Source organism: Janibacter melonis (assembly GCF_020567375.1).
In the GTDB taxonomy this organism is placed as follows: domain Bacteria; phylum Actinomycetota; class Actinomycetes; order Actinomycetales; family Dermatophilaceae; genus Marihabitans; species Marihabitans melonis.
The window spans coordinates 779680-803403 of sequence record NZ_JAJBZM010000002.1 but is presented as its reverse complement, the minus strand read 5'-3'; the positions used below and the strand labels follow the sequence as shown (position 1 = coordinate 803403).

At 71.7% G+C, this 23724-nt stretch carries 27 protein-coding genes; 12 read left to right on the top strand and 15 right to left on the bottom strand.

Annotated elements, in window-relative coordinates; translation table 11 throughout:
• The first annotated feature begins 17 nt into the window (after positions 1-17).
• From LIV55_RS10005 to LIV55_RS09985, 5 genes are all read left to right on the top strand, one after another.
• Positions 18-851: a DUF1295 domain-containing protein gene (locus LIV55_RS10005; RefSeq protein ID WP_123092730.1), complete on the top strand. Its 834-nt coding sequence runs from the start codon at positions 18-20 to the stop codon at positions 849-851.
• The gene (locus LIV55_RS10000) at positions 848-1726 is read left to right on the top strand and encodes an acyl-CoA thioesterase (RefSeq protein WP_205473724.1); all 879 of its coding nucleotides are present in this window, start codon (positions 848-850) and stop codon (positions 1724-1726) included. Before LIV55_RS10005 ends, LIV55_RS10000 begins: the two co-directional genes overlap by 4 nt.
• Before the next feature lies 1 nt (position 1727).
• On the top strand, positions 1728-2111 hold the full coding sequence (locus tag LIV55_RS09995) for a nuclear transport factor 2 family protein (protein WP_229300089.1): 384 nt from the start codon (positions 1728-1730) through the stop codon (positions 2109-2111).
• A gap of 209 nt (positions 2112-2320) precedes the next feature.
• A complete protein-coding gene (locus LIV55_RS09990; RefSeq protein ID WP_229300088.1) occupies positions 2321-3571 on the top strand; it encodes a hypothetical protein in 1251 nt (416 codons plus the stop codon).
• Positions 3572-3743: 172 nt separating this feature from the next.
• On the top strand, positions 3744-4085 hold the full coding sequence (locus tag LIV55_RS09985) for a YciI family protein (protein ID WP_229300087.1): 342 nt from the start codon (positions 3744-3746) through the stop codon (positions 4083-4085).
• 16 nt (positions 4086-4101) lie between these two features.
• Here the strand turns inward: LIV55_RS09985 and LIV55_RS09980 are convergent, their stop codons facing one another.
• Positions 4102-4983, bottom strand: a complete 882-nt coding sequence (locus tag LIV55_RS09980) for an endo alpha-1,4 polygalactosaminidase (RefSeq protein WP_229300086.1) — start codon at positions 4981-4983, stop codon at positions 4102-4104.
• Positions 4984-5096: 113 nt separating this feature from the next.
• Between LIV55_RS09980 and LIV55_RS09975 the strand changes: the two genes are divergently transcribed.
• Entirely contained in the window at positions 5097-5801 is a 705-nt protein-coding gene (locus LIV55_RS09975) for an IclR family transcriptional regulator (RefSeq protein ID WP_229300085.1), read from the top strand.
• A 52-nt stretch (positions 5802-5853) separates the two neighbouring features.
• On the opposite strand, the gene LIV55_RS09970 is transcribed toward LIV55_RS09975, so the two are convergent.
• Together LIV55_RS09970 and LIV55_RS09965 are read right to left on the bottom strand one after the other, a co-directional pair.
• Positions 5854-6147, bottom strand: coding sequence for a hypothetical protein (locus tag LIV55_RS09970; protein WP_229300084.1), 294 nt, complete (start codon positions 6145-6147; stop codon positions 5854-5856).
• A gap of 30 nt (positions 6148-6177) precedes the next feature.
• Positions 6178-6414, bottom strand: coding sequence for a hypothetical protein (locus tag LIV55_RS09965; protein ID WP_229300083.1), 237 nt, complete (start codon positions 6412-6414; stop codon positions 6178-6180).
• Between the two features lie 390 nt (positions 6415-6804).
• Here LIV55_RS09965 and LIV55_RS09960 point away from each other — a divergent pair, with 390 nt between their 5' ends.
• Both LIV55_RS09960 and LIV55_RS09955 read left to right on the top strand, forming a co-directional pair.
• Positions 6805-7323 (top strand): hypothetical protein, encoded by a 519-nt coding sequence (locus LIV55_RS09960; protein WP_229300082.1) that lies wholly within the window; start codon positions 6805-6807, stop codon positions 7321-7323.
• A 127-nt stretch (positions 7324-7450) separates the two neighbouring features.
• The gene (locus LIV55_RS09955; protein ID WP_229300081.1) at positions 7451-7738 is read left to right on the top strand and encodes a hypothetical protein; all 288 of its coding nucleotides are present in this window, start codon (positions 7451-7453) and stop codon (positions 7736-7738) included.
• A 542-nt stretch (positions 7739-8280) separates the two neighbouring features.
• On the opposite strand, the gene LIV55_RS09950 is transcribed toward LIV55_RS09955, so the two are convergent.
• From LIV55_RS09950 to LIV55_RS09905, 10 genes are all read right to left on the bottom strand, one after another.
• The gene (locus LIV55_RS09950) at positions 8281-8763 is read right to left on the bottom strand and encodes a hypothetical protein (protein ID WP_229300080.1); all 483 of its coding nucleotides are present in this window, start codon (positions 8761-8763) and stop codon (positions 8281-8283) included.
• A 56-nt stretch (positions 8764-8819) separates the two neighbouring features.
• Positions 8820-9233, bottom strand: coding sequence for a GNAT family N-acetyltransferase (locus LIV55_RS09945; protein WP_229300079.1), 414 nt, complete (start codon positions 9231-9233; stop codon positions 8820-8822).
• 58 nt (positions 9234-9291) lie between these two features.
• A complete protein-coding gene (locus tag LIV55_RS09940) occupies positions 9292-9810 on the bottom strand; it encodes a hypothetical protein (RefSeq protein WP_229300078.1) in 519 nt (172 codons plus the stop codon).
• A 48-nt stretch (positions 9811-9858) separates the two neighbouring features.
• Positions 9859-10344, bottom strand: a complete 486-nt coding sequence (locus tag LIV55_RS09935; protein WP_229300077.1) for a nuclear transport factor 2 family protein — start codon at positions 10342-10344, stop codon at positions 9859-9861.
• Positions 10341-11798 (bottom strand): FAD-dependent oxidoreductase, encoded by a 1458-nt coding sequence (locus LIV55_RS09930; RefSeq protein ID WP_229300076.1) that lies wholly within the window; start codon positions 11796-11798, stop codon positions 10341-10343. The genes LIV55_RS09935 and LIV55_RS09930 overlap by 4 nt, the downstream gene beginning before the upstream one ends.
• The gene (locus LIV55_RS09925; protein WP_229300075.1) at positions 11791-12621 is read right to left on the bottom strand and encodes an SDR family NAD(P)-dependent oxidoreductase; all 831 of its coding nucleotides are present in this window, start codon (positions 12619-12621) and stop codon (positions 11791-11793) included. Before LIV55_RS09925 ends, LIV55_RS09930 begins: the two co-directional genes overlap by 8 nt.
• Positions 12614-13051: a nuclear transport factor 2 family protein gene (locus LIV55_RS09920; RefSeq protein ID WP_229300074.1), complete on the bottom strand. Its 438-nt coding sequence runs from the start codon at positions 13049-13051 to the stop codon at positions 12614-12616. Before LIV55_RS09920 ends, LIV55_RS09925 begins: the two co-directional genes overlap by 8 nt.
• Positions 13048-13842: an SDR family NAD(P)-dependent oxidoreductase gene (locus tag LIV55_RS09915; protein ID WP_229300073.1), complete on the bottom strand. Its 795-nt coding sequence runs from the start codon at positions 13840-13842 to the stop codon at positions 13048-13050. Before LIV55_RS09915 ends, LIV55_RS09920 begins: the two co-directional genes overlap by 4 nt.
• A complete protein-coding gene (locus tag LIV55_RS09910; protein WP_201464620.1) occupies positions 13839-15158 on the bottom strand; it encodes an MFS transporter in 1320 nt (439 codons plus the stop codon). Before LIV55_RS09910 ends, LIV55_RS09915 begins: the two co-directional genes overlap by 4 nt.
• Before the next feature lie 190 nt (positions 15159-15348).
• On the bottom strand, positions 15349-16209 hold the full coding sequence (locus LIV55_RS09905) for a LysR family transcriptional regulator (RefSeq protein ID WP_229300072.1): 861 nt from the start codon (positions 16207-16209) through the stop codon (positions 15349-15351).
• A gap of 69 nt (positions 16210-16278) precedes the next feature.
• Here LIV55_RS09905 and LIV55_RS09900 point away from each other — a divergent pair, with 69 nt between their 5' ends.
• On the top strand, positions 16279-17238 hold the full coding sequence (locus tag LIV55_RS09900) for an EamA family transporter (protein WP_229300071.1): 960 nt from the start codon (positions 16279-16281) through the stop codon (positions 17236-17238).
• Here the strand turns inward: LIV55_RS09900 and LIV55_RS09895 are convergent.
• Positions 17195-18406 (bottom strand): ATP-binding protein, encoded by a 1212-nt coding sequence (locus tag LIV55_RS09895; protein WP_123093145.1) that lies wholly within the window; start codon positions 18404-18406, stop codon positions 17195-17197. The genes LIV55_RS09900 and LIV55_RS09895 overlap by 44 nt on opposite strands.
• A 192-nt stretch (positions 18407-18598) precedes the next feature.
• On the opposite strand from LIV55_RS09895, the gene LIV55_RS09890 reads away from it, so the two are divergent.
• Both LIV55_RS09890 and LIV55_RS09885 read left to right on the top strand, forming a co-directional pair.
• The gene (locus tag LIV55_RS09890; protein WP_229300070.1) at positions 18599-20080 is read left to right on the top strand and encodes an HNH endonuclease signature motif containing protein; all 1482 of its coding nucleotides are present in this window, start codon (positions 18599-18601) and stop codon (positions 20078-20080) included.
• A gap of 89 nt (positions 20081-20169) precedes the next feature.
• Positions 20170-21255 (top strand): winged helix DNA-binding domain-containing protein, encoded by a 1086-nt coding sequence (locus LIV55_RS09885; RefSeq protein WP_229300069.1) that lies wholly within the window; start codon positions 20170-20172, stop codon positions 21253-21255.
• Between the two features lie 116 nt (positions 21256-21371).
• Here the strand turns inward: LIV55_RS09885 and LIV55_RS09880 are convergent, their stop codons facing one another.
• Positions 21372-21917 (bottom strand): GNAT family N-acetyltransferase, encoded by a 546-nt coding sequence (locus LIV55_RS09880; RefSeq protein WP_229300068.1) that lies wholly within the window; start codon positions 21915-21917, stop codon positions 21372-21374.
• A 175-nt stretch (positions 21918-22092) separates the two neighbouring features.
• Here LIV55_RS09880 and LIV55_RS09875 point away from each other — a divergent pair, with 175 nt between their 5' ends.
• Positions 22093-23574, top strand: coding sequence for an NAD-dependent malic enzyme (locus LIV55_RS09875; protein ID WP_229300067.1), 1482 nt, complete (start codon positions 22093-22095; stop codon positions 23572-23574).
• The last annotated feature ends 150 nt before the right edge of the window (positions 23575-23724 follow it).

The following is a 23724-nucleotide window of genomic DNA, read 5'->3' as shown; positions in this document are numbered from 1 at the left end:
CGACTCGAAGGACCCCCATGACCTCCGCACTCCCCTGGGGCGACGTGGCCCTCAACCTGGGCGTCAGCGTCCTGGCCACCGCCGTCTTCATCGGCGTGATCATGGCGACCGCCGTCGCCATCAAGAACCACTCGATCATCGACATCTTCTGGGGGCCGGGCTTCGTCGTCGTCGCCGTCGTCTCCTACCTGCTGTCGGCCGGCAGCGGCGGTGACGACACCCGGCGCCTCGTCGTGCTGCTGCTCACCGCGGTGTGGGGGCTGCGGCTCGGCCTCCACATCGGGCGCCGCAACCTCGGGCACGGGCAGGACCCCCGGTACACCCGGCTGCTCGCGTCGCGCGAGGGCGGCAGCCTCGTCGTCTTCCTCGTCCGCCAGGTCTACGGGCTGCAGGGCCTGCTCATCGTCCTCGTCTCGCTGCCCGTGCAGCTCGCCATGTACGAGAGCGCCCCGCTCGGGGTCGTGGGGGCCGTCGGCATCGCGATCTGGGTGGTCGGCTTCACCTTCGAGGCCGTCGGCGACTGGCAGCTCTCGCGCTTCAAGGCCGACCCGGCGAACGAGGGCCGGATCATGGACCGCGGGCTGTGGGCCTGGACGCGCCACCCGAACTACTTCGGCGACTCGTGCGTCTGGGTGGGTCTGTGGGTCCTCGCCCTCGGTCACTGGGCGGGTCTGCTCACCGTCATCGCCCCCTTCGTCATGACGAAGCTGCTCGTCTCCTACTCGGGCAAGAAGCTGCTCGAGAAGGGCATGCGGCGCAAGCGCGGGGCCGCCTACGAGGACTACATCGCGCGCACGAGCGGCTTCTTCCCGATGCCGCCGAAGCGGCGCGCGGCCCGGACGTCGGCGTGACGGCGAGGGCCGCGCTGCCGACCCTGGCCGACCTCCTCGCGCTCGAGCAGGTCGACGACCGCACGTGGCGCGGGATGACCGACGGGGTCCCGCTGCCCCAGCTCTTCGGCGGGCAGCTCGTCGCCCAGTCGCTCGTCGCCGCGGGGCGCTCCGTGGACGAGCACGTGCTGCCGCACTCGATCCACACGAGCTTCTTGCGCGGCGGGCTGCCCGACGAGCCCGTCGACTACCGGGTCGAGGTGCTTCGCGACGGCCGGCAGACGGCGACCCGTGAGGTGAGCGCGTGGCAGGGCGAGCGGCTCGTGTGCCGCTCCACCGTCTCGTCGACCTCGCTCATGGGCGGGCTCGCGCACTCGCGACCGGCCCCGGCCACCGAGGGGCTCGAGGCGGCCGTCGACCTGCACGTCCTCGCCGAGCCGGACGGAGGTCTCGGAGAGTTCTGGGACGACTTCAGCGCCTTCGAGATCCGGGTCGAGCCACCGCTCGTCCCGGCCGACCACTGGGCGTCGGCACCGCAGAACGTGTGGATGCGCTGCACCCAGGACCTGCCCGACGACCCGCTCTCGCACCGCGCGGCCATCGCGTACGCGAGCGACCTCATGCTCATGTCCACCGCCGTGACGCCGCACGGGCACACGACCGGGCACGAGACGAGCCTCGCGCGGCGGTGGTGGGCGGTCTCGCTCGACCACGCCGTGTGGTTCCACCGTGACGCCGACGCCGGCGACTGGCTGCTCTTCGAGCACTCGACGAGCGCCGCCGGCGGCTCCCGGGCGCTCGTCGACGCCGCGGTCTTCGCCCCCGACGGCACGCAGACGTGCCGCATCACCCAGGAGGCGCTCGTGCGCCCCGCCCGACCCCACCAGGAGATCTGACATGACCGACCACGACGTGGCCGTGAGCCTGCTCGACCGCATCGTCGCCGCCGCCGAGGCCGGCGACCCGGCAGACATCTACGAGATCTACGCGCCCGGCGCCGTCATCTGGCACAACCACGACCTCAAGGAGTCGAGCGTCGAGCAGAACGCCCGCCTGCTCGCGGCGATGGACCGCTGGGTCGCCGACCGCCGCTACACCGAGCGCCGCATCTCGACCTTCCCCGGCGGCGCCGTCCAGCAGCACGTGCTGCGCGGCACCCGCCGCTCCACCGGCGAGGAGGTGGCCCTGCACGCGTGCGTCGTCATCGCCGTCGAGGACGGCCGGGTCACCCGTCTGGACGAGTACATCGACTCCGCGGAGGCGTCCCACTTCGCCCCGTGAGCGGGTGCATCCCCTCCCCTTCGTCCGCAGCCTGACGGCGATGTCTGCGCCTGGCACGCGACATATCCCGTGCCAGGTGCAGGTATCGCCGTCACCCCTCGACCTGTCCCGGGCGGTTCACGGTCGATCGTCCCAACCGGCCGTACGACCAGGCCCGACAGTGGATAGTTCTCTCTGAACGGCACCTACCAAACGAGCCAAGGGAACCGATGAGCGACGAGATCGAGCTGATCAGCGACGGCGACGGCCTTGCCGTGATCGGCCAGCAGGCTGCGGTCGAACGGTTCCTCGAGTCGCAGCAGCTCGAGTCCCGTGAGATCGACACGCGCCGTCTGAGTGCTGCGCTCGGGACGGGCGCTGTGGTGGCAGAGAGCAGCGCCGCCATCTCCGCTGACTACGGGCGGTGGGTGAAGCTCACCAAGGAGTCCGCCGAGAGCGTGCAGAAGATCGGTCTGAGCAGGAGCGCGAAGACCGGGCTGGAGACCGGCGTCCTCCGAGGACCGAAGGGGCAGATCAAGGGGTTCGTCGAGTTCGCCTCGTCCCCCAGCTCGGCTCTTACCAATCCCGCGCTGCTGTCGGGCGCCGCGGGGATCATGACCCAGATGGCCATGCAGCAGGCCATGGACGAGATCACCGACTATCTCGCGGTGATCGACGCCAAGGTCGACGACATCCTTCGCGCGCAGAAGGACTCAGCCCTGGCCGAGATGATCGGCGTCGAGCTGATGATCGACGAGGCCATGCACATCAGGCACAGCGTGGGCCGCGTGTCCGAGGTGACCTGGTCGAAGGTCCAGGGTGCCTCGACCACCATCGCGGTCACGCAGTCCTACGCGTTAAAACGACTTGAGGCGGCAGCCGAACGTCTTGCGAAGCAGCGGAAGATGGGCGACATCGAGAAGGCCGCTCGAGCGGCCGAGACCGACGCCCACGAGTGGCTCGCAGTCCTCGCCCGATGCTTCCAGCTGCAGGACGCACTCGCGGTGCTCGAGCTCGACCGGGTGCTGGATGCATCGGCGGACGAGCTGGACGACCACAGGACCGGGCTGCAGGCTGCGCGCGAGCAGCGGATGTCGAAGATTGCGGCAACCACCCAGGTCCTCCTAGATCGCATCACCTCCGCGGGCACAACCGCCGACACCAAGCTCTTGCTCCATCCCTCGTCGGCTCCGCAGGTGGTCCAGATCAGCAACCGCTCCGCGTCGAGGGTCGTGGAGTTCAGAGAGCTGGTGGGCGTCAGCGTCGAGCGCTCTGACCTCGAGGAGCGACGGTGGCGACAAGCCGCTGCGGAGACGCGTGACACCGTCCTCACCGCGGGCAGCGAGAAGGTGGGCGCAGCACGCCAGTTCGGCTTGGACCGCGTCGGATCGGCTCGTGCTGCTGCGGCTCGCATCCCGACGGTCGACGTGCGGGTCAGCCTGAGACGGCGGGGTTCGAAGAACGACGACGACACCGACTGAGGCGCTTCGCCATCTCCGTCCGCAGCCTGACGGCGATTTCTGCGCCTGGCACGCGACATACCCCGTGCCAGGTGCAGGTATCGCCGTCACCCCTCGACCTGTCCCGACTGGCTCCCCTTTCGCTACCCTGGTGGTTGCAGATCGCAACCACTACGGACGAAGGGGTCCGGCCATGACGAAGTACCTCATCTCCTTCCCGAGCTCGGCGATGCGGGTCACCGCCGAGGAGCTGCCGCAGGTGTCGGAGGACTCGCACGCGGTCATCGAGGAGGCCAAGGCGGCGGGCGTGTACGTCTTCGGCGGGGGCATCGACGAAAGCGTCCCCCCGGTAATCGTCGACGCGGGCGGGGTGGTCACCCCGGGCACCTACCCGCAGACCAGCCAGATCGAAGGGGGATACCTCGTGCTCGAGGTGGCGTCCCGCCGCGAGGCCGAGGGGTGGGCCGCGAAGGTCGCCGCCTCGTGTCGGTGCAGCCAGGAGCTGCGCGAGTTCGGCTACGACCCGGCGAGCTGATCCCCCTTCGCCCGACCTACGGGCAGACTCTCGCGACGTGGCCGGGTGACCCGGCGGGCTCGAGGTCGCGGTCTCGCAGAACCATCGAGCGGGGCGAGGCCTCGTCGGCGCACATCGCGGCGAAGGTGCGCGGCAGGTTGTCCGTGTACTCGATGTCGAGCACGCGGTCGCCGTAGACCTGCTCGTAAGTCCCGCACTCGCGGTACGCCGCGCACTCCTCGACGACCGCGAAGTCGAAGCCTGCGCGCTCGCGCAGGACCTCGGAGTCCTCGGCCGCGTTCTTCTGCCCCACCGCCAGACCCTTCGCATGAGCTGCGTCGACGAGCCGCCGCGCGAGCGCGACGTTGTCCTGCCGCTCGAGGGCCCCGCCAGAACGGGTGTAGCTGTCGAGGTTGTCGAGCTCGACCGCGTCGTACCCGTCCTCTGCGCACCCCTCGACCCACGGGACGAGGACGGCCGCGATCCGCGCGCGCCGGGCCTCGCTCGAGGTGTCGAGCAGCACCTCGTCGGGCCAGTCCGGGTCGGTGACCACACGGCCGTCGCGCCGCAGCAGCGTGCCCTCCGGCCACAGCTCGCGATCGCCCGGCTGGGTCTGGAAGGCGTTGACGTAGCAGACCGAGTACCGGTCGGGATCGGGTCGGGCGGCCCGGTCGCGGACGACGGTCTGGACCGGTCCCGCCGGCGGGTAGGCCCCGCCGAGCTGGTAGTCGAGGCGACCCCCGGCCGGCGGCAGCGCGACCGGGGGCGCCGTGCCGGACGACCGGTCGGAGGGCGAGGGGGTGGAGAGTGAAGGGGTGGTGCGCCCGGCGTCGGCGCAGCCGGCGAGCGCGACCGCGGCGGTGAGGGCGAGGGCCAGGTGGTGGCGGCGCCGGCGATGCCGGTCTGACCTGGACGACATGGGGCGAGGCTATCCAGGGGTCCTGCGAGTGCCGGGTCGCCGCTGCAGGCGGCCCCCCCTTCGCTGAACTATCGTGTTCACATTCCGCACACCTGGAACGAAGGACTGACGAGATGGCCGACCCGGCAGCGCCGACCGGTGCGCAGACGATCGACCGTGGCCTGCGGGTGCTGTGGCACCTCGCCGAGCAGCCGGGCGGGGCGAGCCTGGCCACGCTGAGCCGTGACCTCGACATGAACCGCACCGCGCTGCACCGGCTCATGGAGACCTTCCGCGCGCACGACATCGTGCGGCGCGACGAGAACAAGCGCTTCCACCTGTCGTACGGGCTCGTGCAGCTCGCGTCGCACGTCGACAACGACCTGCACCGGCTGGCCTACCCGGTGATGGCGCAGCTAGCCGACGCCACCGGCGGCACCGCGCACATCATGGTGCCGACGAGCGAGGTCGAGGTGCAGGCGATCAGCGTCGTCGAGCCGCGCAACGCCGCGGTGCATCTCGCCTTCCGCACCGGCCACCGTCACCCGATCGACCGGGGGTCTGGAGGGGTCGCGATCCTCGCTGCGCGTCCGCCGCGTGACGACGACTCGCAGGAAGTCCGCGAGGCGCGTCGGCTCGGGTACGCGCTGTCCTTCGAGCAGATCATCCCGGGCGTCGCCGGGGTCTCCGTACCGCTGTCGACCCCGACGCCGATGCCCGAGGCCTGCATCGGCATCTCCCTCGTGGACCGCAACGCCGCCGGTCGCGCCGCCCCGCTCGTCGTCGAGGCGGCCCGCGAGCTCAGCTCGCTGCTCTACGCGCACGAAGGGGGTCGCTGACCCCCTTCGCCCAGCACGCGGGCTCGCCCGGGTGAGGGTCAGGCGGGGCGGCTCATCGCTCGAAGGCGATGGTGTGCGAGGTGTACCTGCCGACGTCCTGCGTGCCGTGCACCAGGAGCAGATCGGCCTCGTCGTCAGCCGAGACGAAGACCGCCAGATCGGCACTCGGCCACCGCTCCCGCGCGGCGGTGAGGACGCTCGTGACGTCGGGCGCACCCGCCCAGTCGTAGTAGTCGACGCAGGTGTCGAGGGTCTCCGGATGCTCGACCGCTACGCGGACCATGAACCGCGGCGCATCCAGGGCGAGACGGCTGTCCGGCGAGTCGGTCCAGCGGAAGTCGTCCATCAGCCCTCACCCCGGTCCGACCCGACCCCGTCAGCGCTCGCCCGGGCCGATGCGCAGGCTGCGGAAGGCGGCGCGCTGCTCACGGGTGGTGAGCGCGAGGAGGCCGGACCCGCGCAGCTCACCCTCGAGCCGGTCCAGCGTGCGCGTGACTTGATCCCGCTCGTCGTCGGCGACGACCTCCCAGAACCTCGGGTCACGCCGGAGGACCTTCACCACCCCGTGCATGTACTGCGCGGATCGTGACGCTCGCAGACCGTTGCGGCTCATCGTGGGGTCCTCCTGATTCGGGCCCTGGCCGGAGCGGTTCGCGGGCCGGGTGCTGTGGTCGTCGCGAACTCTGCCAGGGCGGACGGCTCGCCGCTGAGGAACGCCGTGGTTGCTCCCTCCGATCCTGGTGACGGGCGCGTCCGAAAGCCACCGTGCGTCGCACTTTCGAGCAGGGTCCTCAGTGAGCAGGGATTTCGAACGCTCCTGAGGCCGGCCCAGGAGGGTGGGTGATGGCTGCTCGAAAAGGATCGTCAGTGAGCAGGCTCGATACCTGCGTAAGTAACCACCAAATGGTTCCGGCCAACGCGGCGGGCAATGCTCCCCGTCTCGAGGCCTTGTTGCTAGGCGATGGCGCGAGGAGTATTGCCGGACCGATGGCGAGGGGCTGAGATGAGCGAGAAGAACCTGGGCTTACTCGTCGCTGGGGCAGCAGCGGTCCTAGCACTAGCAGGTGTGAGCGCGGCCGTAGCCAGCGGCGACAAGACGGTGGCCGACCCGGCGAGATCTACGACGCCACCGACCACGCCCACACCGACCACTGGCTCAGGGCCGGGCGGCGGGGAGACGGTGTCGGTCACTATCACCGCGCGACCGGCGCCCACCCCTGCGAATGGACGCCCGTTCCCCAAGGAGGACGCCGAGGGGGCGCGAGCAGCCTCGGGTGTCAACGCTCGGGGCGAGTCGTACGGCAGCGACCTCCACTCGACGTCAGAGGCCGACACCCCCGACCTCATCGCCGCGGTCGCCACGAACGGCGCCAACGGGTACCTCCGCAACTCCGAGCTCGTGGCAGCGGACCCCGCACCGACCAGCCTCGATGAACCCATCCCCACCCCGACCGTTGACTGGCTACCGGTCTATCGCAGCGACGGCGTGACGGTCATCGGCTACTTCGACGTCGGCCAGTAAGCGCATGCATCCCTCGAACAATCAGCAGTCACCGCACGAAGATCCGGCGGTCGGACCAATCGAGAGCCTGCTCGCGTCCGCGAGCGCCCTGCATCCGGCTGGCCCTTGGCAAGGACGCGCCCACCACGTGATCCACATCTGCGCGTGCTGCACCGTGGGCACCTCGCCGGACTGGGTCATCTACGACACCGACGACGGGATCGGCTGGCGCCGCAGACCCGTCGATCTACCGCTCGAGGAGGAGATCGACGCTCCACGCAGATTCGACGGCCACGCTGACCCGGCCCACGTCCTCGAATGGCTCCAGGGCGAACGAGACCACCCCTGGACGGACGACCTCGCAGGAGACACAGCCAGCAAGACCGCCGTGAAGGCACTACGACGATGGATCTCGACCACCCCACCCGCGGGGTGAGGACGGACAGCAGTGGCCATCGTCAATGGGCGGTGTCGGGTGGTGGTCCCGCCGCGACCGGGTTGAGGGATCGATGGTCCGCCCACAGCGCTTGGCGCGCTCCTCGCGCCGTCGGGTGAGGCGGCGTCTCGTACCCACACCTGCACACGGCTCGGATCGTCTGAGGCATGGTCGCCACCCGCCGATATCCGTCCAGCTGGTGCTCGGCCGCCCAGACCTCGTCCTCGCTCATAGGTGGGCTGGGAGCAGGACGAGGTCGTCGCACTCCGTGCTCGGCCTCCCTCGCCTCGTCAGCCTCAGCCGTCGTCGGGTAGGGCGACGTCTCGTATCCGCAGATGCACAGCGCGCGGACCCTCTCCGGGTCCATCCCGAAGCTGCGATAGCCGGCTGCAGCATGCTCGACCGTGGGGTACACGTGAGGAGGCTAGAACCTCAGCACCACCCGCTGCAGGTGGCGTGCACCCGTTCGGTAGCAATAGTCCCGAGCAGGCCGGTCGTCCGACCCACGAGAAATCGTCCTCGCTCGAGCCAGAGCTCTCGGATCAGTCCATGACGTGGGGAGCGACGTTGTCGAGGAGCTGCTGGAGGTTGCGTTCCTGCTGCTCGTCGAGGTCGAGCTCGCCGCCCATCTCGTAGCTCATGTACCCGAGGTTCAGCCCGGTCGCCACCGTCTCGGCAGAAGGTCCCGGCAGGACGCCCGCGCCGAAGGGGGAGATGCTCAGTCCGAGCTCGGGAGAAGCGGCGCCGTCCTTGGTGATGTTGCAGTAGGCGTAGAACACCCGGATCTGGATCATCTCGTCCGTGTCGAGATCGGGGGCCCACCGGTAGTCGCCGTCGTCGAGCAGCAGGACCTCGGTCGCGATGTCCGCAGCGTCACCGAAGGCGTCTTCGCAGAGGACGCCCAGGCTCGCGTCGTCGCCCACCGTCGACAACGAGACGTCACGCCCGGTGCCCTCGATCACCGGGGTGGAGCACCCAGCCAGCGCGAGCACACTGCCGACGACGACAGCACCTGTGATCTTCACGGGGGCGAGCATCCCAGATCACCCAGGCATCCCGAGACAACCCGCGGAGAACCTGCTCAGCGCTCGAGGCGCATGCCCAAGGAGGTGGGGGCGGTCTCGACGAAACCCATCGACTCGTACAGGCGACGGCCCGGCGCGTCCGCCATGAGGGTCACGTACGGCTCGTCATGCGCGACCTCGTCGATCTGCGCGAGGAGGTCGGCGAGCACACGGCGCCCCAGACCGCGGCCCTGGTGATCGGGCAGGGTCGCCATGTCGGCGATGTGGAAGTACCAGCCGCCGTCACCGATGACACGGCCCATGGCTACGGCCCGCCCCTCGTGTCGGACCACGCTCCAGCACCAGCTGCCGGCGAGCGCACCCTCCCCCTGCGCAGCCGTCTTCGGGGTGAGGCCCGACGCCGCTCGAAGGTGCAGGTAGTCCTCGAGCCTCGGGGGCGTGCGGACGAGCTCGTCGGTGGTGTCGGTCACGGCACGAAGGGTAGGCGGACCGGCTCCCGTGGGCAGCGTGCGGTGGTACGGGAGGGCGTCACAGGACCTCCAGGTCCACGAGCGCGCCCAACCAGGACCCCCGAGCGTCCGGTCGGGGCATCACGCCCGGCGTGACGACGGGCGCCGTCGGCCGACGGGAGACGTCGGCGTCGTCACCGACGACCGTGGCCCTCGGGGCCTCCCCCTCGCTCCACCCGCCCCAGATGTCCCTGACCCGCCGGACGACACCGGCGACCATCGGGAAGCCCTCGGGCGCGTCCATGCTGTGGCCCTCGATGCCGCCCCTCACGCGGACGGCCCCGCTGACCGGGCTCGGGGCGTCCCAGTAGATGCGCGCCCCGTCGACGTCGAGCCGGGTCGGGTGCCGACCGAGCTCCGCACCAGGCCAGGGGCCCAGCGGGGTGGCTGTCGCACGCAGCTCGACCACCTCTGGACCGGGCTGGGTATACCTGCTCTCCTCGGTGAGGGTGAGCCACATCTGCAGCACCGCACCCCTGGCCACGTGCCAGCCGCCATCCTCGATGACCCAGTCCGGGATCCGCATGGGGAGCACCATGCGTCAGATGGTCGCAGCGACGTGTCCGGCCCGCACCAGGACGACCCCTCACGCGTAGACGGGGTCGCTCCCGTCTCTCCTCGACGCGACCCACGACGGGTCGAGCAGGTCGACGACCGGGACGGTCCGCGACTCGTCGAAGACGACGACCCGGTCGGCGATGCCCCAGCGGCCGTCCCGACGCTCGAAGCGGTCGACGTAGCGGCAGCGGATGATCGCGCAGTCCTGCTCGCTCGCCCCGTCGGCCGCCCGCTGGCGCAAGAAGCACAGGCAGTACGACTCGACACGCGCCGCGTCCTCGCCCTCGAAGTCGACGAGCACGTTCGTCACGAAGTGCTGCGAGGAGTCGATGGTCTGGTGGCGCCGGCGGATGTCCTCGACGAGCCCGGCCGCGTCGCCGGTGTACGCCCCGTGCACGTCGACGGCGTCCTCGAAGTAGCACTGCGCGATCGCGTCGTAGTCGAGCCGGTCGACCGCTCGCGCGTACCGGCTCAGCACGTCCTGGATCTCGAACCTGTCGTCTGCCCTGCTCATGCGTGCGTGACCTCCGTCGGGGTGGGGGTGAGAGCGGCGGCCCGGTGGGCGGCCTCGCGGCCGGCGACCCGGCCGAGGACGAGCGCGTGGGCGATGGAGTTGCCACCACCGACGTAGCGCTCGCCGAGCACTCCGCCCGCGGCCTCGCCGGCGGCGTACAGGCCGGGGACCGCCCGGCCGTCGGTGTCGACGACCCGCGTGCGTGAGTCGACCTGCAGCCCGGTGTGGGTGCACACGAGCTCGGCGGGGAGCATGCGCACCGCGTAGTACGGACCGGACGCGATGGGGTCGAGGTGGGCGTCCGCCCCCTTCGCCGCGAGCGTCTCGTGACGCAGGAAGTCCTCGTCCACCCCGGTCGCGAAGAGCTCGTTGAAGCGCTCGACGCTCGCGCAGAGCGTGCCGGCCGGCACGTCGATGGCGACCGCGAGGTCCTCGAGGGACTCGGCGCGACGGATCACCCCCTTCGCCACCTCCTCGGCCACCCGGTCGGCCGTCCAGTCCACGTAGCCCTCGGGCAGCGCGAGACGGGCGCGCTCGTCGAAGACCGCCCAGACCCAGCCGCCGTGGTCCTTGAGGATCCCGGGGCTCACCGCGTACGGCGCGTCCTCGTCCATGCAACGACGGCCGTCGGTGCTCACGTGGATCCGCGACGGCGGGGGGAAGCCGCTCTGCCAGTGGTGCTGCTGCTGGTGCTCCGCCGTGACGAGGAGCAGCCCCCAGCCCTGCCCGAAGAGGGAGAGCCCATGACGCTTCGCGATGCCGATGTGGTCACCGCGCGAGCCCGGCGCCGCGACGACGAAGAGGGCGTCCCCGGCGACCTCCGTCTCGGGGAAGTACCTCGCGACGAGCTCCGGGTTCGCGGCCAGCCCGCCGGAGGCGATGACGACCGACGGCGCGCTGATCCGGGTGCCCTCGATGACGACCCCGGCGATCTCACCGTCCTCGACGACGACGTCCTCGACCCGGCTGCCGAGCGCGAGGTCGACGCCGAGCCGAGCCCGTGCGCGGTCGAGCGCCTGGACGAGGCCGTAGCCCTGGTCCTTGGGCACGTGGCCGCGCCACACGTCCTCGACGCCGGCACGGGAGAGACCGGGCATGTGCGCGTTGTGCGAGATCTGCGCGGGGATCTCGACGCCGAGGTCGGTGACCCACTCGATGATCGAGCTCGACTCCTCGCAGAACATCCGGACCGGCCCGGGCAGCACGCGCCACTGGTTGAGGTCCATGTAGTGCTGGAACATCCGGGCTGGGGAGTCCTCGACGCCGACCGCGGCCTGCACGTGGGTGCCGGCGGCGGTGAGCAGACCGGCGGAGAGCTGGGTGGAGCCGCCCACCTCGTCCTCGGACTCGACGAGGAGCACGCGGGCGCCCTCCTGGCCGGCGGAGATGGCCGCCGCGAGCCCGGCCCCGCCGGCGCCGACGACGACAAGGTCGTAGTCGTAGGTCTCAGACATGCTGGGACCCCCCGTCGACCGGGATGCTCGCGCCGGTGACGTACCGCGCGCTGTCGGAGAGGAGGAAGGCCAGGGCGCCGAAGACCTCCACCGGCGCACCGAGGCGGCGAAGGGGGACCGTGCTCAGCGCCCGGTCGAGGGCGGCGGCGTCCTCCTGGACCCAGCGGGTCATCTCGGTGTCGATGAAGCCGGGGGCGATGGAGTTCACCCGGATGTCGTCCGGCCCGAGCTCGACGGCCATGCACGTCGTGAGGTGCTTCACCGCGGCCTTGGAGGAGTTGTACGCGGCCCGGGTGACGCGCGCCCGGACGGCCGCGACCGAGGCCATGTTGACGATGACCCCGCCGCCGACGGTGCGGAAGTGGCGGGCGGCGGTCTGCCCGCCGTAGACGACGCCGTTGACGTTGACGGAGTAGGTCGTCGCGAGCTGCTGCGGGGAGATGTCGGTGAAGTCCGCCTGGGGGAAGACCCCGGCGTTGTTGACCCACATGTCGAGCCGGCCGAAGGCCTCGAGGGCCGTCGCCGCGAGCGCGTCATGGGCCGCCGGGTCGGTGACGTCGGCGCCGACACCGATGACGCGGCCCGCGCCCTCGACGTCCGCCAGACGGGCGGTGATCTGCTCGGCGACGGCGGCCATCGCGTCGCCGTCGAGGTCACCGCCGACGGCGTTCACGCCCTGACGGGCGAGCTCCTCGACGAAGAGCGCGCCCATCCCCCGGCCGGCCCCGGTGACGACGACGGTCCGGCCGGCGAGCTCGGGGTAGAGAGCCGGGATCGGCGAGGTGTCGACGCGGCCGGGGTTGGAGGTGGTGGCGTCAGTCATGTGCTGCTCCTTGCTTCGTGGGGCCGTCGCCGTCGCGGACCACCCGGCGGCGCTCGAGACGCAGCGACGGGTGACGGCGGAGACGGTCGTGGATGGTCGTGATGCGCTCGATGCGCGCGGCACCGGTCGTGAGGTCGTGGGTCGTGACAATGAGGAGGGTGGCCCGCACGTCGAGGTGGTCGTCGCCGACCTCGTCGACGCAGACGTTCGTCACGACGTGGTGCAGGTGAGGGGCCGACTCGTGCAGCCGCCGCGCGAAGTCCTCGAGCGCGACAGCCCCGGTCACGGGCCGCTCGTAGGTCGGCGACTCGAAGACCCCGTCGTCGGTGAAGGTCGCCGCCCAGCCGGCGGCGTCGCCGCCGTCGACCGCGAGGCTCTGCCGGGCGTAGAGGTGCTGCACCTCGAGGAGTGCGAGCGTCTCGGGCGTCATGACGTGCTCATGAGGTCGGCGAGGATGCGGTGGTAGAGCCCGCCGGAGGTGAGCCCGCCGTCGGCGACGATCTCGGCGCCGTTGACGTAGGACGACGCGTCGGAGAGCAGGAAGCACACGACGGAGGCGATCTCGTCGGGGTCGGCGAGACGCCCGTTGGGCACGGACGCCAGGCTCGCGTCGACGAAGGAGGTGTCCGCCGCCTGGTGGAGCAGCGGCGTGCCCGTGAGCCCGGGGTGCAGGGAGTTGACCCGGATGCCGTGCGGGGCGAGCTCGAGGGCGCCGACCTTCGACAGGCCGCGCACGCCCCACTTGCTCGTGCCGTACGTCGCGGAGAAGTACCCGACCATGCCCGCGATCGAGCTGATGTTGACGACGGAGGCCCCCTTCGCCCTGGCGAGGGCGGGCGTGAGGGTCTTCATGCCGTAGAAGACGCTCGAGAGGTTGACCGCCATCACCTGCTCCCACTGCTCGACGGTCGTGTCGAGGATGCCCAGGCGCAGGCTGACTCCGGCGTTGTTGACCAGGCCGTGCAACGGACCGGCCCGCTCGACCCCCTTCGCCAGGGCCGCCCACGACGTCGGGTCGGCGACGTCGAGGACGACCGCCGTCGCCTCCCCGCCCGCCGCGGTGACCTCGTCGGCCACCCGGTGGGCGCCGTCCTCGTCGACGTCGGCCACCCACACGCGGGCACCGCGGGCCGCGACCGCGAGGCAGTCGGCGCGCCCGAGACCGCCCGCGGCCCCCGTGACGACGACCGAGCGACCCTCGAGGTCGCGGTGGGGGCTCACAGCTCGAGCTCCTTGCCCCGCGTCTCCGTGAGGAAGAAGGTCGCGACGAGCGAGAGCAGCGCGGTGAAGAGGAGGAAGCCGGCCGGGGCGAGGTTGTTGCCCGTGAGCTTGATGAGCAGCGTCGCGATGAAGGGGGCGGTGCCACCCATGACCATGTTCGTGAAGTTGTTGGCCAGCGCGATGCCCGTGTAGCGGTAGCGGGCACGGAAGAGCTCGGCGTAGGTGGAGAAGGAGACGCCGTTGTTGAGGCCGATGAAGAAGGCGAGGACCGACTGGGCCGCCATCGCCGGGACCATCGCGCCGTCTCGCATGAGGATGAAGGCGGGGATGGTGAGCAGGGCGACGACACCGCTGGAGAGGAAGAAGACCGGCTTGCGGCCGAAGCGGTCACCCATCCGCCCGCCGATCGGCAGGCTGATGACCGCCGCGACCATCGCGATGCACGTCGAGGTGAGCGCGACGGTCGGCGAGTGGCCGCCCTCGGTCTGCAGGTAGCTCGCGGCGTAGACGGAGCAGATGTAGTAGCCGCCGACGATCATCGCGCCGAGCCCGACGACGAGGACGATCTGGCGCCACGCGTGCCGCACGACGTCGGTCACCGGGTACTTCGCCTGCTCGATCTCGTCGGACTCCTGGACCGCCTCGAACTGCTCGGTCTCGTGCAGCTGGCTGCGGATGTAGAGGCCGACGAGGCCGATGACGAGGCTGATGAGGAAGGGCACGCGCCACGCCCACGCGTCGATTGTCTCCATGCTGAAGGTCGCCGTGAGGCTGAGCGCGACGAGCGATGCGAAGAGCGAGCCCAGGTAGGTGCCGGTGTTGACGAAGGACGTCTGGAAGGCGCGGTGCTGCGGCGGCGCGTGCTCGGAGACGAAGGCGTTGGCCCCGCTGAGCTCGCCGCCGGCGGCGAAGCCCTGGAGGCAGCGGCACAGGACGAGGACCGCGGTCGCCCACACGCCGAGGGTGGCGTAGGTGGGCAGCATGCCGATGCCGGCGGTCGCGACCGCCATGAGCAGGATCGTGTAGGTGAGCGACTTCTTGCGGCCGTACTTGTCGCCGATGTGGCCGAAGAAGATCCCGCCGGGGATGCGCAGGAAGAAGGCGACGGCGAACGCGGCGAAGGTGTTGAGCAGCGCGGTCGTGTCGTCGGTCGCGACGAAGAAGTGGGTCGCCAGGATCGCGGCCATGTAGCCGTAGATGCCGAAGTCGTAGTACTCGACGACGGTGCCGAGCACGGCGGCCCGGATGACCTTGACGGTGGACTGAGGGGGACGCGCGAGCTCGGTCTGGTCGCTCGCGGCGGTGGAAGTGGACATCGTTGGCCTCTCGCACATGTTCAAATGGTGAACGCAGTGTTCAAACTATGACGAGACGATGCCAGGAGGGGGTCTCGAGCGCAAGACCCTGGGGAGGATCGGGTGGTCCGAGGGCATGGCGAAGGGGGCGCCCGAGGAGTGCGCGCAGGCGGTTGGCGAAGGGGTGACCGGGGCCGGTCTGCCCCGCCCGCTACTCGCCGGAGTAGAGCCGGGTCACCGCGTCGACGAGGTCGCCCAGGCCGGAGGGGACGCTGTCGCGCCACCACGTCAGGCGCACCGGGACGCGCGGGCCGTCCTTGACGGGGCGGAAGGTGACGCCGTGCCGCGAGTGGTGGTGGGCGGTCGCCTCGGCGGTCGTGCCGACGCCCCGGCCCGCGGCGATCGCGTCGAGCCAGCTGTCGACGTCCGTCGACTCGAGGTAGTCGCGCGGGGCACCGCCCTCGGGCCACAGCTCACGGCTCGTCGTCCCCGAGCGGGGGTCGACGAGCACGGTGCGCTCGGCGATCTCGGCCATGGTGATGACGCGGCGCCGGGCCCAGCGGTCGTCGTCGGAGGCGAAAGCGACGAGACGACGCTCGAGCCCGACGACGACCGAGTCGAGCCGAGGGTCCTCCGGCGCCCGTCGGACGACCGCGACGTCGCACACCCCTTCGGCCAGACCACCGGTGGGCGAGTTGTGGCGCACGAGCTGCAGCGTCGACCCGGTGCGCTCGGTCGACCACTGGCGCTGCAGGGGTGCCGTGTGGACCCCGAGCGCGGCCCACGCGTAGCCGAGCCGCAGGACGCCGTGCCGGGTCGCGAGGAAGTCGGTGAAGCGCTCCGCCTCGGCGAGGACCCGCCGGGCCTGCGGGAGGACCTGCTGGCCGACGCTCGTCAGCTCGCAGCCGCGGGGGACCCGGCGCAGGAGCCGGTCACCCACGTCGTGCTCGAGCGAGGCGATCGTGCGCGAGACGGCGGCCTGCGAGACGTAGAGCCGGGCGGCCGCCTCGGTGAAGGAGCCCGCGTCGGCCGCGGTCACGAAGAACTCCAGTGCGCGCAGATCCCATGCCATGACCTCAGCGTATGGCAGCGCCACAACATGCACTGGTGTCATGGGACGAGCGGTCCTAGCGTCGAGAGCATGACGACGAGGACACCAGTGGAGTGCGGGCCGTCGACGGCGACATCCGCACCGTCGACCCCTGACACCGCCCAGCGGCAGCACGCCGGGGGCGTCGCGCTGACGCTCCTCGGCGCGGTCTCGAACCAGACGGGGGCAGCGGTCGGGGCGACCGCCTTCCCGGCGATCGGCCCGGTCGGGGTCGTCGCCGTCCGTCAGCTCGTGGTCGCGGCGGTGCTCGTTCCAGCGGTCCGCCCCTCGCTGCGCGGCCTGCGGCGCGACCAGTGGCTGCCGGTCCTCGGCCTCGCCGTGGCCTTCGGAGTCATGAACCTCGGGCTGTACGGCGCGATCGAGCGGATCGGGCTCGGTCTGGCCGTGACGCTGGAGTTCGTCGGACCGCTCGCCGTCGCGGTCGTCGACTCGCGCCGCTCCGGAGGCCTGCTCGCCGCTGCCCTCGCGGGCGTTGGGGTCGTCGTCCTCACCGACCCAGGTCCGACGTCGGACCTGCTCGGGATCGCGATGGCCCTCACCGCAGCGGCCGCGTGGGCCGCCTACATCGTGCTCAACCGCGCCGTGGGGCGAGCGCTGCCCGGCCTCACCGGCACCGCGCTCGCCAGCCTCATGTCGGCCGGGCTGTGGCTGCCCGTCGGTCTCGTGTGGTTCGTCGTGCACCCGCCGACGACGCAGGCGATCCTGCTCGCCGCGGCGTGCGGGGTGCTCGCCTCGCTCGTGCCCTACGTCGTCGACCTGCTCGCGCTGCGCCGGGTGAGCGCCGGCAGCTTCGCCGCCCTGACGAGCGCCAACCCTGTCGTCGCGGCGCTGGCGGGCCTGGCGCTGCTCGACGAGCGCCTCGGGCTGCAGGCCTGGGTAGGGATCACTCTCGTCGTGACCGGCAACCTCCTCGTGACGGTGCGAGGACTGGGCGGTCCCCCTTCGCTCAGGTCTGCTCGCGCAGGTACCGGCCGAAGTGCGGCACGGTGAAGGCGATGCGTCCCCGCTCCCCCGAGTAGATGAGGCCCTTCTTCAGCAGGGCGTCGCGGGCCGGCGAGAGCGACTGCGGCTTCTTGCCGAGGTGCGAGGCGACCTCCGCGGTGGCGACGGACTCGATGTCGTCGAGCTCCTCCCCCTTCGCCGCGGTGTCGGCGGCCAGGTCGGCCATCGCGCGCAGGTACTCGCGCTCCCCCGGCGTCGCACGCTCGAAGCGCGAGCCGAAGAAGCCGACGGCGAGCTCGCTCTCCGCGTCGGGAGCCGCGACGGTGACGTCGTCGGGGGTGATCGGCGAGCGGGGAGCCTTGTCCCACACCGACTTCCCGTACGCCTGGATGAAGTAGGGGTACCCGCCCGTCGCCGCGTAGAGACGGTCGAGGGCCTCCTGCTCGAAGGCTGCGCCCTCGAGCTCGGCGGGCGAGGTGAGCGCCCGGTCGGCGGCCTCGCGCGGCAGCCGGTCGATGCGCACGTAGCGGAAGAGCCGCTCCGAGTAGGACTTGCTCGCCGAGAGCACGGCCGGCAGGTGCGGCAGCCCGGCGCCGACGACGATGACGGGCAGACCGGACTGGCTGATCTCGTGGCACGCGGCGCACAGGGCGGAGATGTCGTCGGGCCCGAGGTCCTGCATCTCGTCGATGAAGACGGCGACGCCGCGGCCGAGGTCCGCCGCGAGCCCGCCGACGTCGGTGAGCAGCTCGACGAGGTCGATCTCGATGTCGCCGGAGTCGGCGCGGCCCTTGATCGCGGGCGCGTCGATGCCGCCGGTCCACATCTCGCGCAGCTTCGTGCCGGGCGCGGAGTCGCGCTGCCCGAAGGACTTGATGACGCCGAGCACGTGCTCGACCTCCTCGGCCTGGCTGTGGCCGAGCTCGCGGACCGCCTGGTGCAGGGCGCTGGCGAGGGGGCGGCGCAGCCGCTGGTCCGGGCGGGCCTCGATCTTGCCGGTCCCCCACCGTGCGCGGACGGCGGCGCTGCGGAGCTGGTTGAGGAGCACCGTCTTGCCCACGCCGCGCAGCCCGGTGAGGACGAGGCTGCGGTCGGGACGGCCGGCGGCGACTCGCGCGAGGACGACGTCGAAGGTCTGCAGCTGCTCCTCGCGACCCGCGAGCTCGGGCGGTCGCTGGCCGGCGCCGGGCGCGTACGGGTTGGTGATCGGGTCCATGAGATCGGACGGTATCCCGATGTCTAGGCATGTCCCGATATCTCGGTAGCGAGTCGCAGCGAAGGGGTGACGGCCGGGTCTCGCCAGGGCGGCAGCGTTGTCGGTGGTCGAACGTATGTTCTACCCATGGCTCTCGCACCAGCCCTTCGCCCCTCTCCGGACGGTTCGCGTCCTGGTGGGGTGTGTGGCGAGGTGCACGCCGGCCTGGACCGGCTCGAGGCCGACCTCGACGCGCTCAGGCGGGCGCCGGGGGTCACCGCCCGCGAGATGGGCGAGGTGATGCGCGAGCTGACCCGTCTGCTCAACCGGATGCAGGCGCTCACCGACAAGGGCGCGGCCGTCGCCGCGTCGATCGACGTCGCCGGGCGGACCGGGGCGCGGTCGACGGGGCAGTGGCTGGCCCAGGTGACGAGCAGCGATCCCAGGGCCGGTCACCGGCAGGCCCAGCGCGCCGAGGGCGCCGGTCTGGCGGCGGTGACGTCGGGCGGGAGCGTGTCGAAGGGGTCCGGGGAGCTGGGGGTCGGGGCGCCGGGGGTCGGGGCGCCGGGGGTCGGGGCGCCAGGGGTCGGCACGGCGGGCGAAGGGGTGGCGGGCGAAGGGGTGGACGGGGCTGAGCCGCGCGGGCCCGAGGTGAGCCTCACGGGGCGCGCCCAGCTCGCCGGAGACCTGTCGCGCGAGCAGGTCGAGGTCATCCAGACCAGCCTGTCCGCGCTGCCCGACGGGCTGGCGCCGGAGACGGTCCTCGGGTGCGAGCGCGAGCTCATCGCGCTCGCGCAGGGGCACGGACCGCGAGACCTCCGCCGCCTCGCAGCGCGGGTGCTCGAGCAGGTGGAGCAGCCGGTCGAGGTCGTCGACGCGCACGAGGAGCAGCAGGTGCGCAGCGCCGAGGACCTCGCCTGGGAGCGAGCCTCCTTCTGGATCCGCGACAACGGCGACGGGACGATGCACGGCCAGTTCACCGTGCCCACCCTCGCCGGGCAGACGCTCAAGAAGATCCTCGACGCGATGTCCTCGCCCCGACGGCGTGATGCCGCGGGTGGCGGTGGGGCCGGGGCCGACGCCGCGGCTGGTGCGTCTGACACCGGTGGGTCGGGCAGTGGTGCGTCGGCACTGCCGGCGTGGTGCGACCCCGAGCTCGGCCCGAGGGAGAGGCAGCTCGCGCGGCAGCAGCGGCAGGGGCAGGACCTCTCCGTCCTCCTCGGGCACCTGCCGACCGACCACCTCCACGAGAAGACCGCGGCCACCGTCGTCGTCACCACGCGCCTCAGCGACCTCGTCGGGGAGACGCTGCGCGTCGGGTCCACCGACACGGGCGACACGCTCAGCCCGGGCGAGGTCCGCCGGGTCGCGTGCCAGGCCGGCATCGTCCCCGCGGTCCTCGACGGAGACTCCGTCCCGATCGACCTCGGCCGGCAGACCCGCTTCTACTCGTCGACGCAGCGCGTGGCGCTCGCGACGATCTACGACACGTGCGCGGCACGAGGGTGCGACATCCCCTTCGCCTGGACGGAGGTCCATCACGCGCACCCGTGGAAGCTGGGCGGCCGCACCGACCTGAGCAACGGCATCCCCCTGTGCGGCAGGCACCACCGCATGCTCGACCGGGGCTTCGAGCACCACCTGGTCCGCGAGGGCAGACGTGTCGTCGTCGAGCTCGCGCGACGTCGGACGTAGGAGGTGGACCAGATGCTCGACCAGGAGACAGGAGGGGTCCGCATGACCGAGGTCGTGACGGCGGGACCGCAGAGGCCTAGGTTCGTGCCATGACGCGCTGGACGGTCGAGGACGTCGCCCGGATGAGGCTGCTGTCGCAGCGGCTCGTCGACCCGATGGGGTCGCCGACGGAGGTGGTGCGGCACCTGACGTGCACGCAGGCGCAGGACTTCCCCGGGTCGACCATGTCGATCGCGCTCCGGACGTCGGGGCGGTCGTTGACCGAGGTCTACGACGCGTACGACGCGGGTCAGGTCGTGCGGTCGTGGCCGATGCGCGGCACCCTCTTCGCCGTGGCGGCCGAGGACCTCGGCTGGATGCTCGACGTCATGGGCGAGCCGACGCTGCGCTCGACGCAGCGCCGTCGTCTCGAGCTGGGGCTGCCGGACGAGGTCATCCAGCGCTCCGAGCAGGTGGCCCGCGAGTCGATCCCGGCCGAGGGGCTCAGCCGGTCCGAGCTGCTCGAGGCATGGACCCGGGCCGGGGTGCCGGTCGACGGCGGCCGGGGGTACCACCAGATCGCTCACCTCGCCCTGAGCCAGGTCATCTGCCTGGGACCGACCCGTCGCACCGAGGGGCGAGCGGTCGAGCAGCTCTTCGTGCTCAGCGAGGACTGGCTGCCGGCGACGGACCGGCTGACGCGCGAGGAGGCCGTCGCCCGGTGGTTCACGCGGTACGTCCTCGGGCACGGGCCGGTGAGCGAGGCCGACTTCATGTGGTGGAGCAAGCTGCTGCGCCGCGACCTCTCCCCCGTCGTCGCGGATCCGCCGGCCCCGCTGACGTCGATCGAGGTCGAGGGCACGAGGCACTGGGTCGATCCCGAGGTGCTCGACACGTACGGCTCGCGCAAGCGTGCGACCGCAGCGCCCCTGCTGCTGCCCGGCTTCGACGAGGTCGTGCTCGGCTACGGCGACCGCTCGCCGGTGATGACCGACGAGCAGGAGCGCGTGCACGTCGTCCCGGGCAAGAACGGCGTCTTCCGCCCCACCGTCGTCCAGGCCGGGCGCGCGCTCGGCACGTGGACCCGGCCCAAGGGCAAGGCCACGACGGTCGATGTTGTCGTCTTCGACGAGGACGGTCTGCCCGGGCCGGTGGAGCGAGCGCTCCCCCGCCTCACCCAGGGGTTGCCGCGATGAGCCCGGTCCGACGCTGACCCGCGGGGGCCGGGCTACCTGAGACGGTCGATGAGCCCTTATGACGCCGTCTAGCGGTCAGGACATACGAGTGGAGACGGCGTCATCGACTCGGGTGGTCAGCCACCCGGGCGGTCGGCGACGAAGAGCATCGTCTCCTCGTCGTAGTAGTCGCGGCTGAGGCCGACGCGGGTCATGCCGATGCGCTCGCAGACGGCCTGAGAGGCAGAGTTCGCGGGGTCGGTGACGGCCACGACGCGCGGGAGCCCGGAGGCGAGGACGTGGTCGAGGACGGCACGGGCAGCCTCGGCGACGTAGCCGTGACCGGTGTGCTCGGGGTGGGCGCGCCAGCCGATCTCGACGTCCTGCAGGTCGACGCCCGTCGAGGCCGGGATGGGCTGCAGCATGATGAGGGCGACCGGCACGGCCGGTGCGTCGTCGGCGGGCGTCGTCTCGACGAGAACCACGCCGAGCACAGGATCCGCGTCGTACCTGCGGAAGCGCTCGATCCGTGCGGGCACGGCCTCGGCCGCGTCGGCGTCCTCGATGACCTGGCGCGGGATGAAGCGGCGCAGCCCGGGGTGCTGGTGCACCGCGAGGACGAAGTCGGCGTCGTCGGGCGTGAAGTGGCGCGTCCGCACGCGCTGGGCCGAGAGGGGGATCACCGCCCCATCGTCGCCCAGACGCGGTGTCAGGGAGGTGGGGCGATGCACGAGGCGCGCGAGGCGCCCGACCGGTGAGCGAGGTGGGGGCTCGGCCGGCGGCTCGACAGGGCCGCGAGACCGCGTGAGACATGAGACCGACTACGCCCCGAGCCCCCGGTGGTGAGACCCTACTCACATGGCCGCCGCTACTCCCTCGTCGTACTCGATCACCGTCCGCCTGCACACTGCGCCCGACCACGCCGTCGTCGGCCAGGTCGCCACCGTCATCGCCCAGCAGGGCGGCATCGTCACCGCGATCGACGTCGCGGACTCCCGGCACGACCGCCTGGTCGTCGACGTCACGTGCTCCGGCATCGACGCCTCGCACACCGACCAGCTCGTCGCCGCCGTCGAGGAGGTCGAAGGGGTCAAGGTCCACAAGGTCTCCGACCGCACCTTCCTGCTCCACCTCGGCGGCAAGATCGAGGTCAAGTCGAAGGTCCCCCTTCGCACCCGTGACGACCTCTCGATGGCCTACACCCCCGGTGTCGGCCGCGTGAGCATGGCGATCGCAAAGCAGCCCGAGGACGCCCGCCGCCTGACGATCAAGGGCAACACGGTCGCCGTCGTCACCGACGGATCGGCCGTGCTCGGCCTGGGCAACATCGGGCCCGAGGCCGCGATGCCGGTCATGGAGGGCAAGGCCGCGCTCTTCAAGCGCTTCGCCGACATCGACGCCTGGCCGATCTGCCTGGCCAGCCAGGACCCCGACGAGATCGTGCGGGCCGTCGAGATGATCGCCCCCGGCTTCGGCGGCATCAACCTCGAGGACATCGCCGCGCCGCAGTGCTTCGAGATCGAGCGTCGGCTGCGCGAGAGCCTCGACATCCCCGTCTTCCACGACGACCAGCACGGCACCGCGATCGTCGTGCTCGCCGCGCTGCGCAACGCGCTGCGCGTCCTCGGCAAGGAGCTCGACACCGCTCGTCTCGTCGTCTCCGGCGCGGGCGCCGCGGGCAGCGCCATCGTCACCCTGCTCATGGCCGCGGGCGCCACGGACGTCGTCATGTACGACCGCGAGGGCTGCCTGTCCGCCGACGACGACTCGCTGCCGCCGGCCAAGCTCGAGCTCGCGCAGCGGACGAACCCGCGTCGGGTCCGCGGCGACCTCACCGCCGGCCTCGAGGGCGCCGACGTCTTCATCGGCGTGAGCGCGCCCGGCATCCTCAAGGCCGAGTGGATCCGCGACCACATGGCGAGCGACCCGATCGTCTTCGCGCTGGCCAACCCCGACCCGGAGATCGACCCCGCCGAGGCCGCCCAGTACGCGGCGGTCGTCGCCTCGGGCCGCTCGGACTACCCGAACCAGATCAACAACGTCCTCGCCTTCCCGGGCGTCTTCCGCGGTCTGCTCGACGCGGGCGCCGAGGACGTGACGATCGAGATGCTCATCCGCGCGGCCGACGCCATCGCCGGCGTCGTCACCGACGAGGAGCTCAACCGCAGCTACATCATCCCCAGCGTCTTCCACGCCGACGTCACCGACGCGGTCGCCACGGCGATCGCGGGCGACGGCAAGACCACGACCGGGTCGGGCGCCGGCGGCAGCGACGGCCCGGCCGTCACGCGGCCGGCCGTGGACCCGATCGAGGAGGTCGGCACCACGCCGACCGCCTGACCCGCCTGACCGTCCGCCGCGTCTGACGCCGGCGCGCTGACCAGGCACGACGTGGGGCCCCCCCCGGGGGGGGGGGGGGGGGCCGGCGGGCGGCGGGGGGGGGCGGCCGCCCCCCCCCCCCCCCCCCCCCCGTTTTTGTGAACACAACAA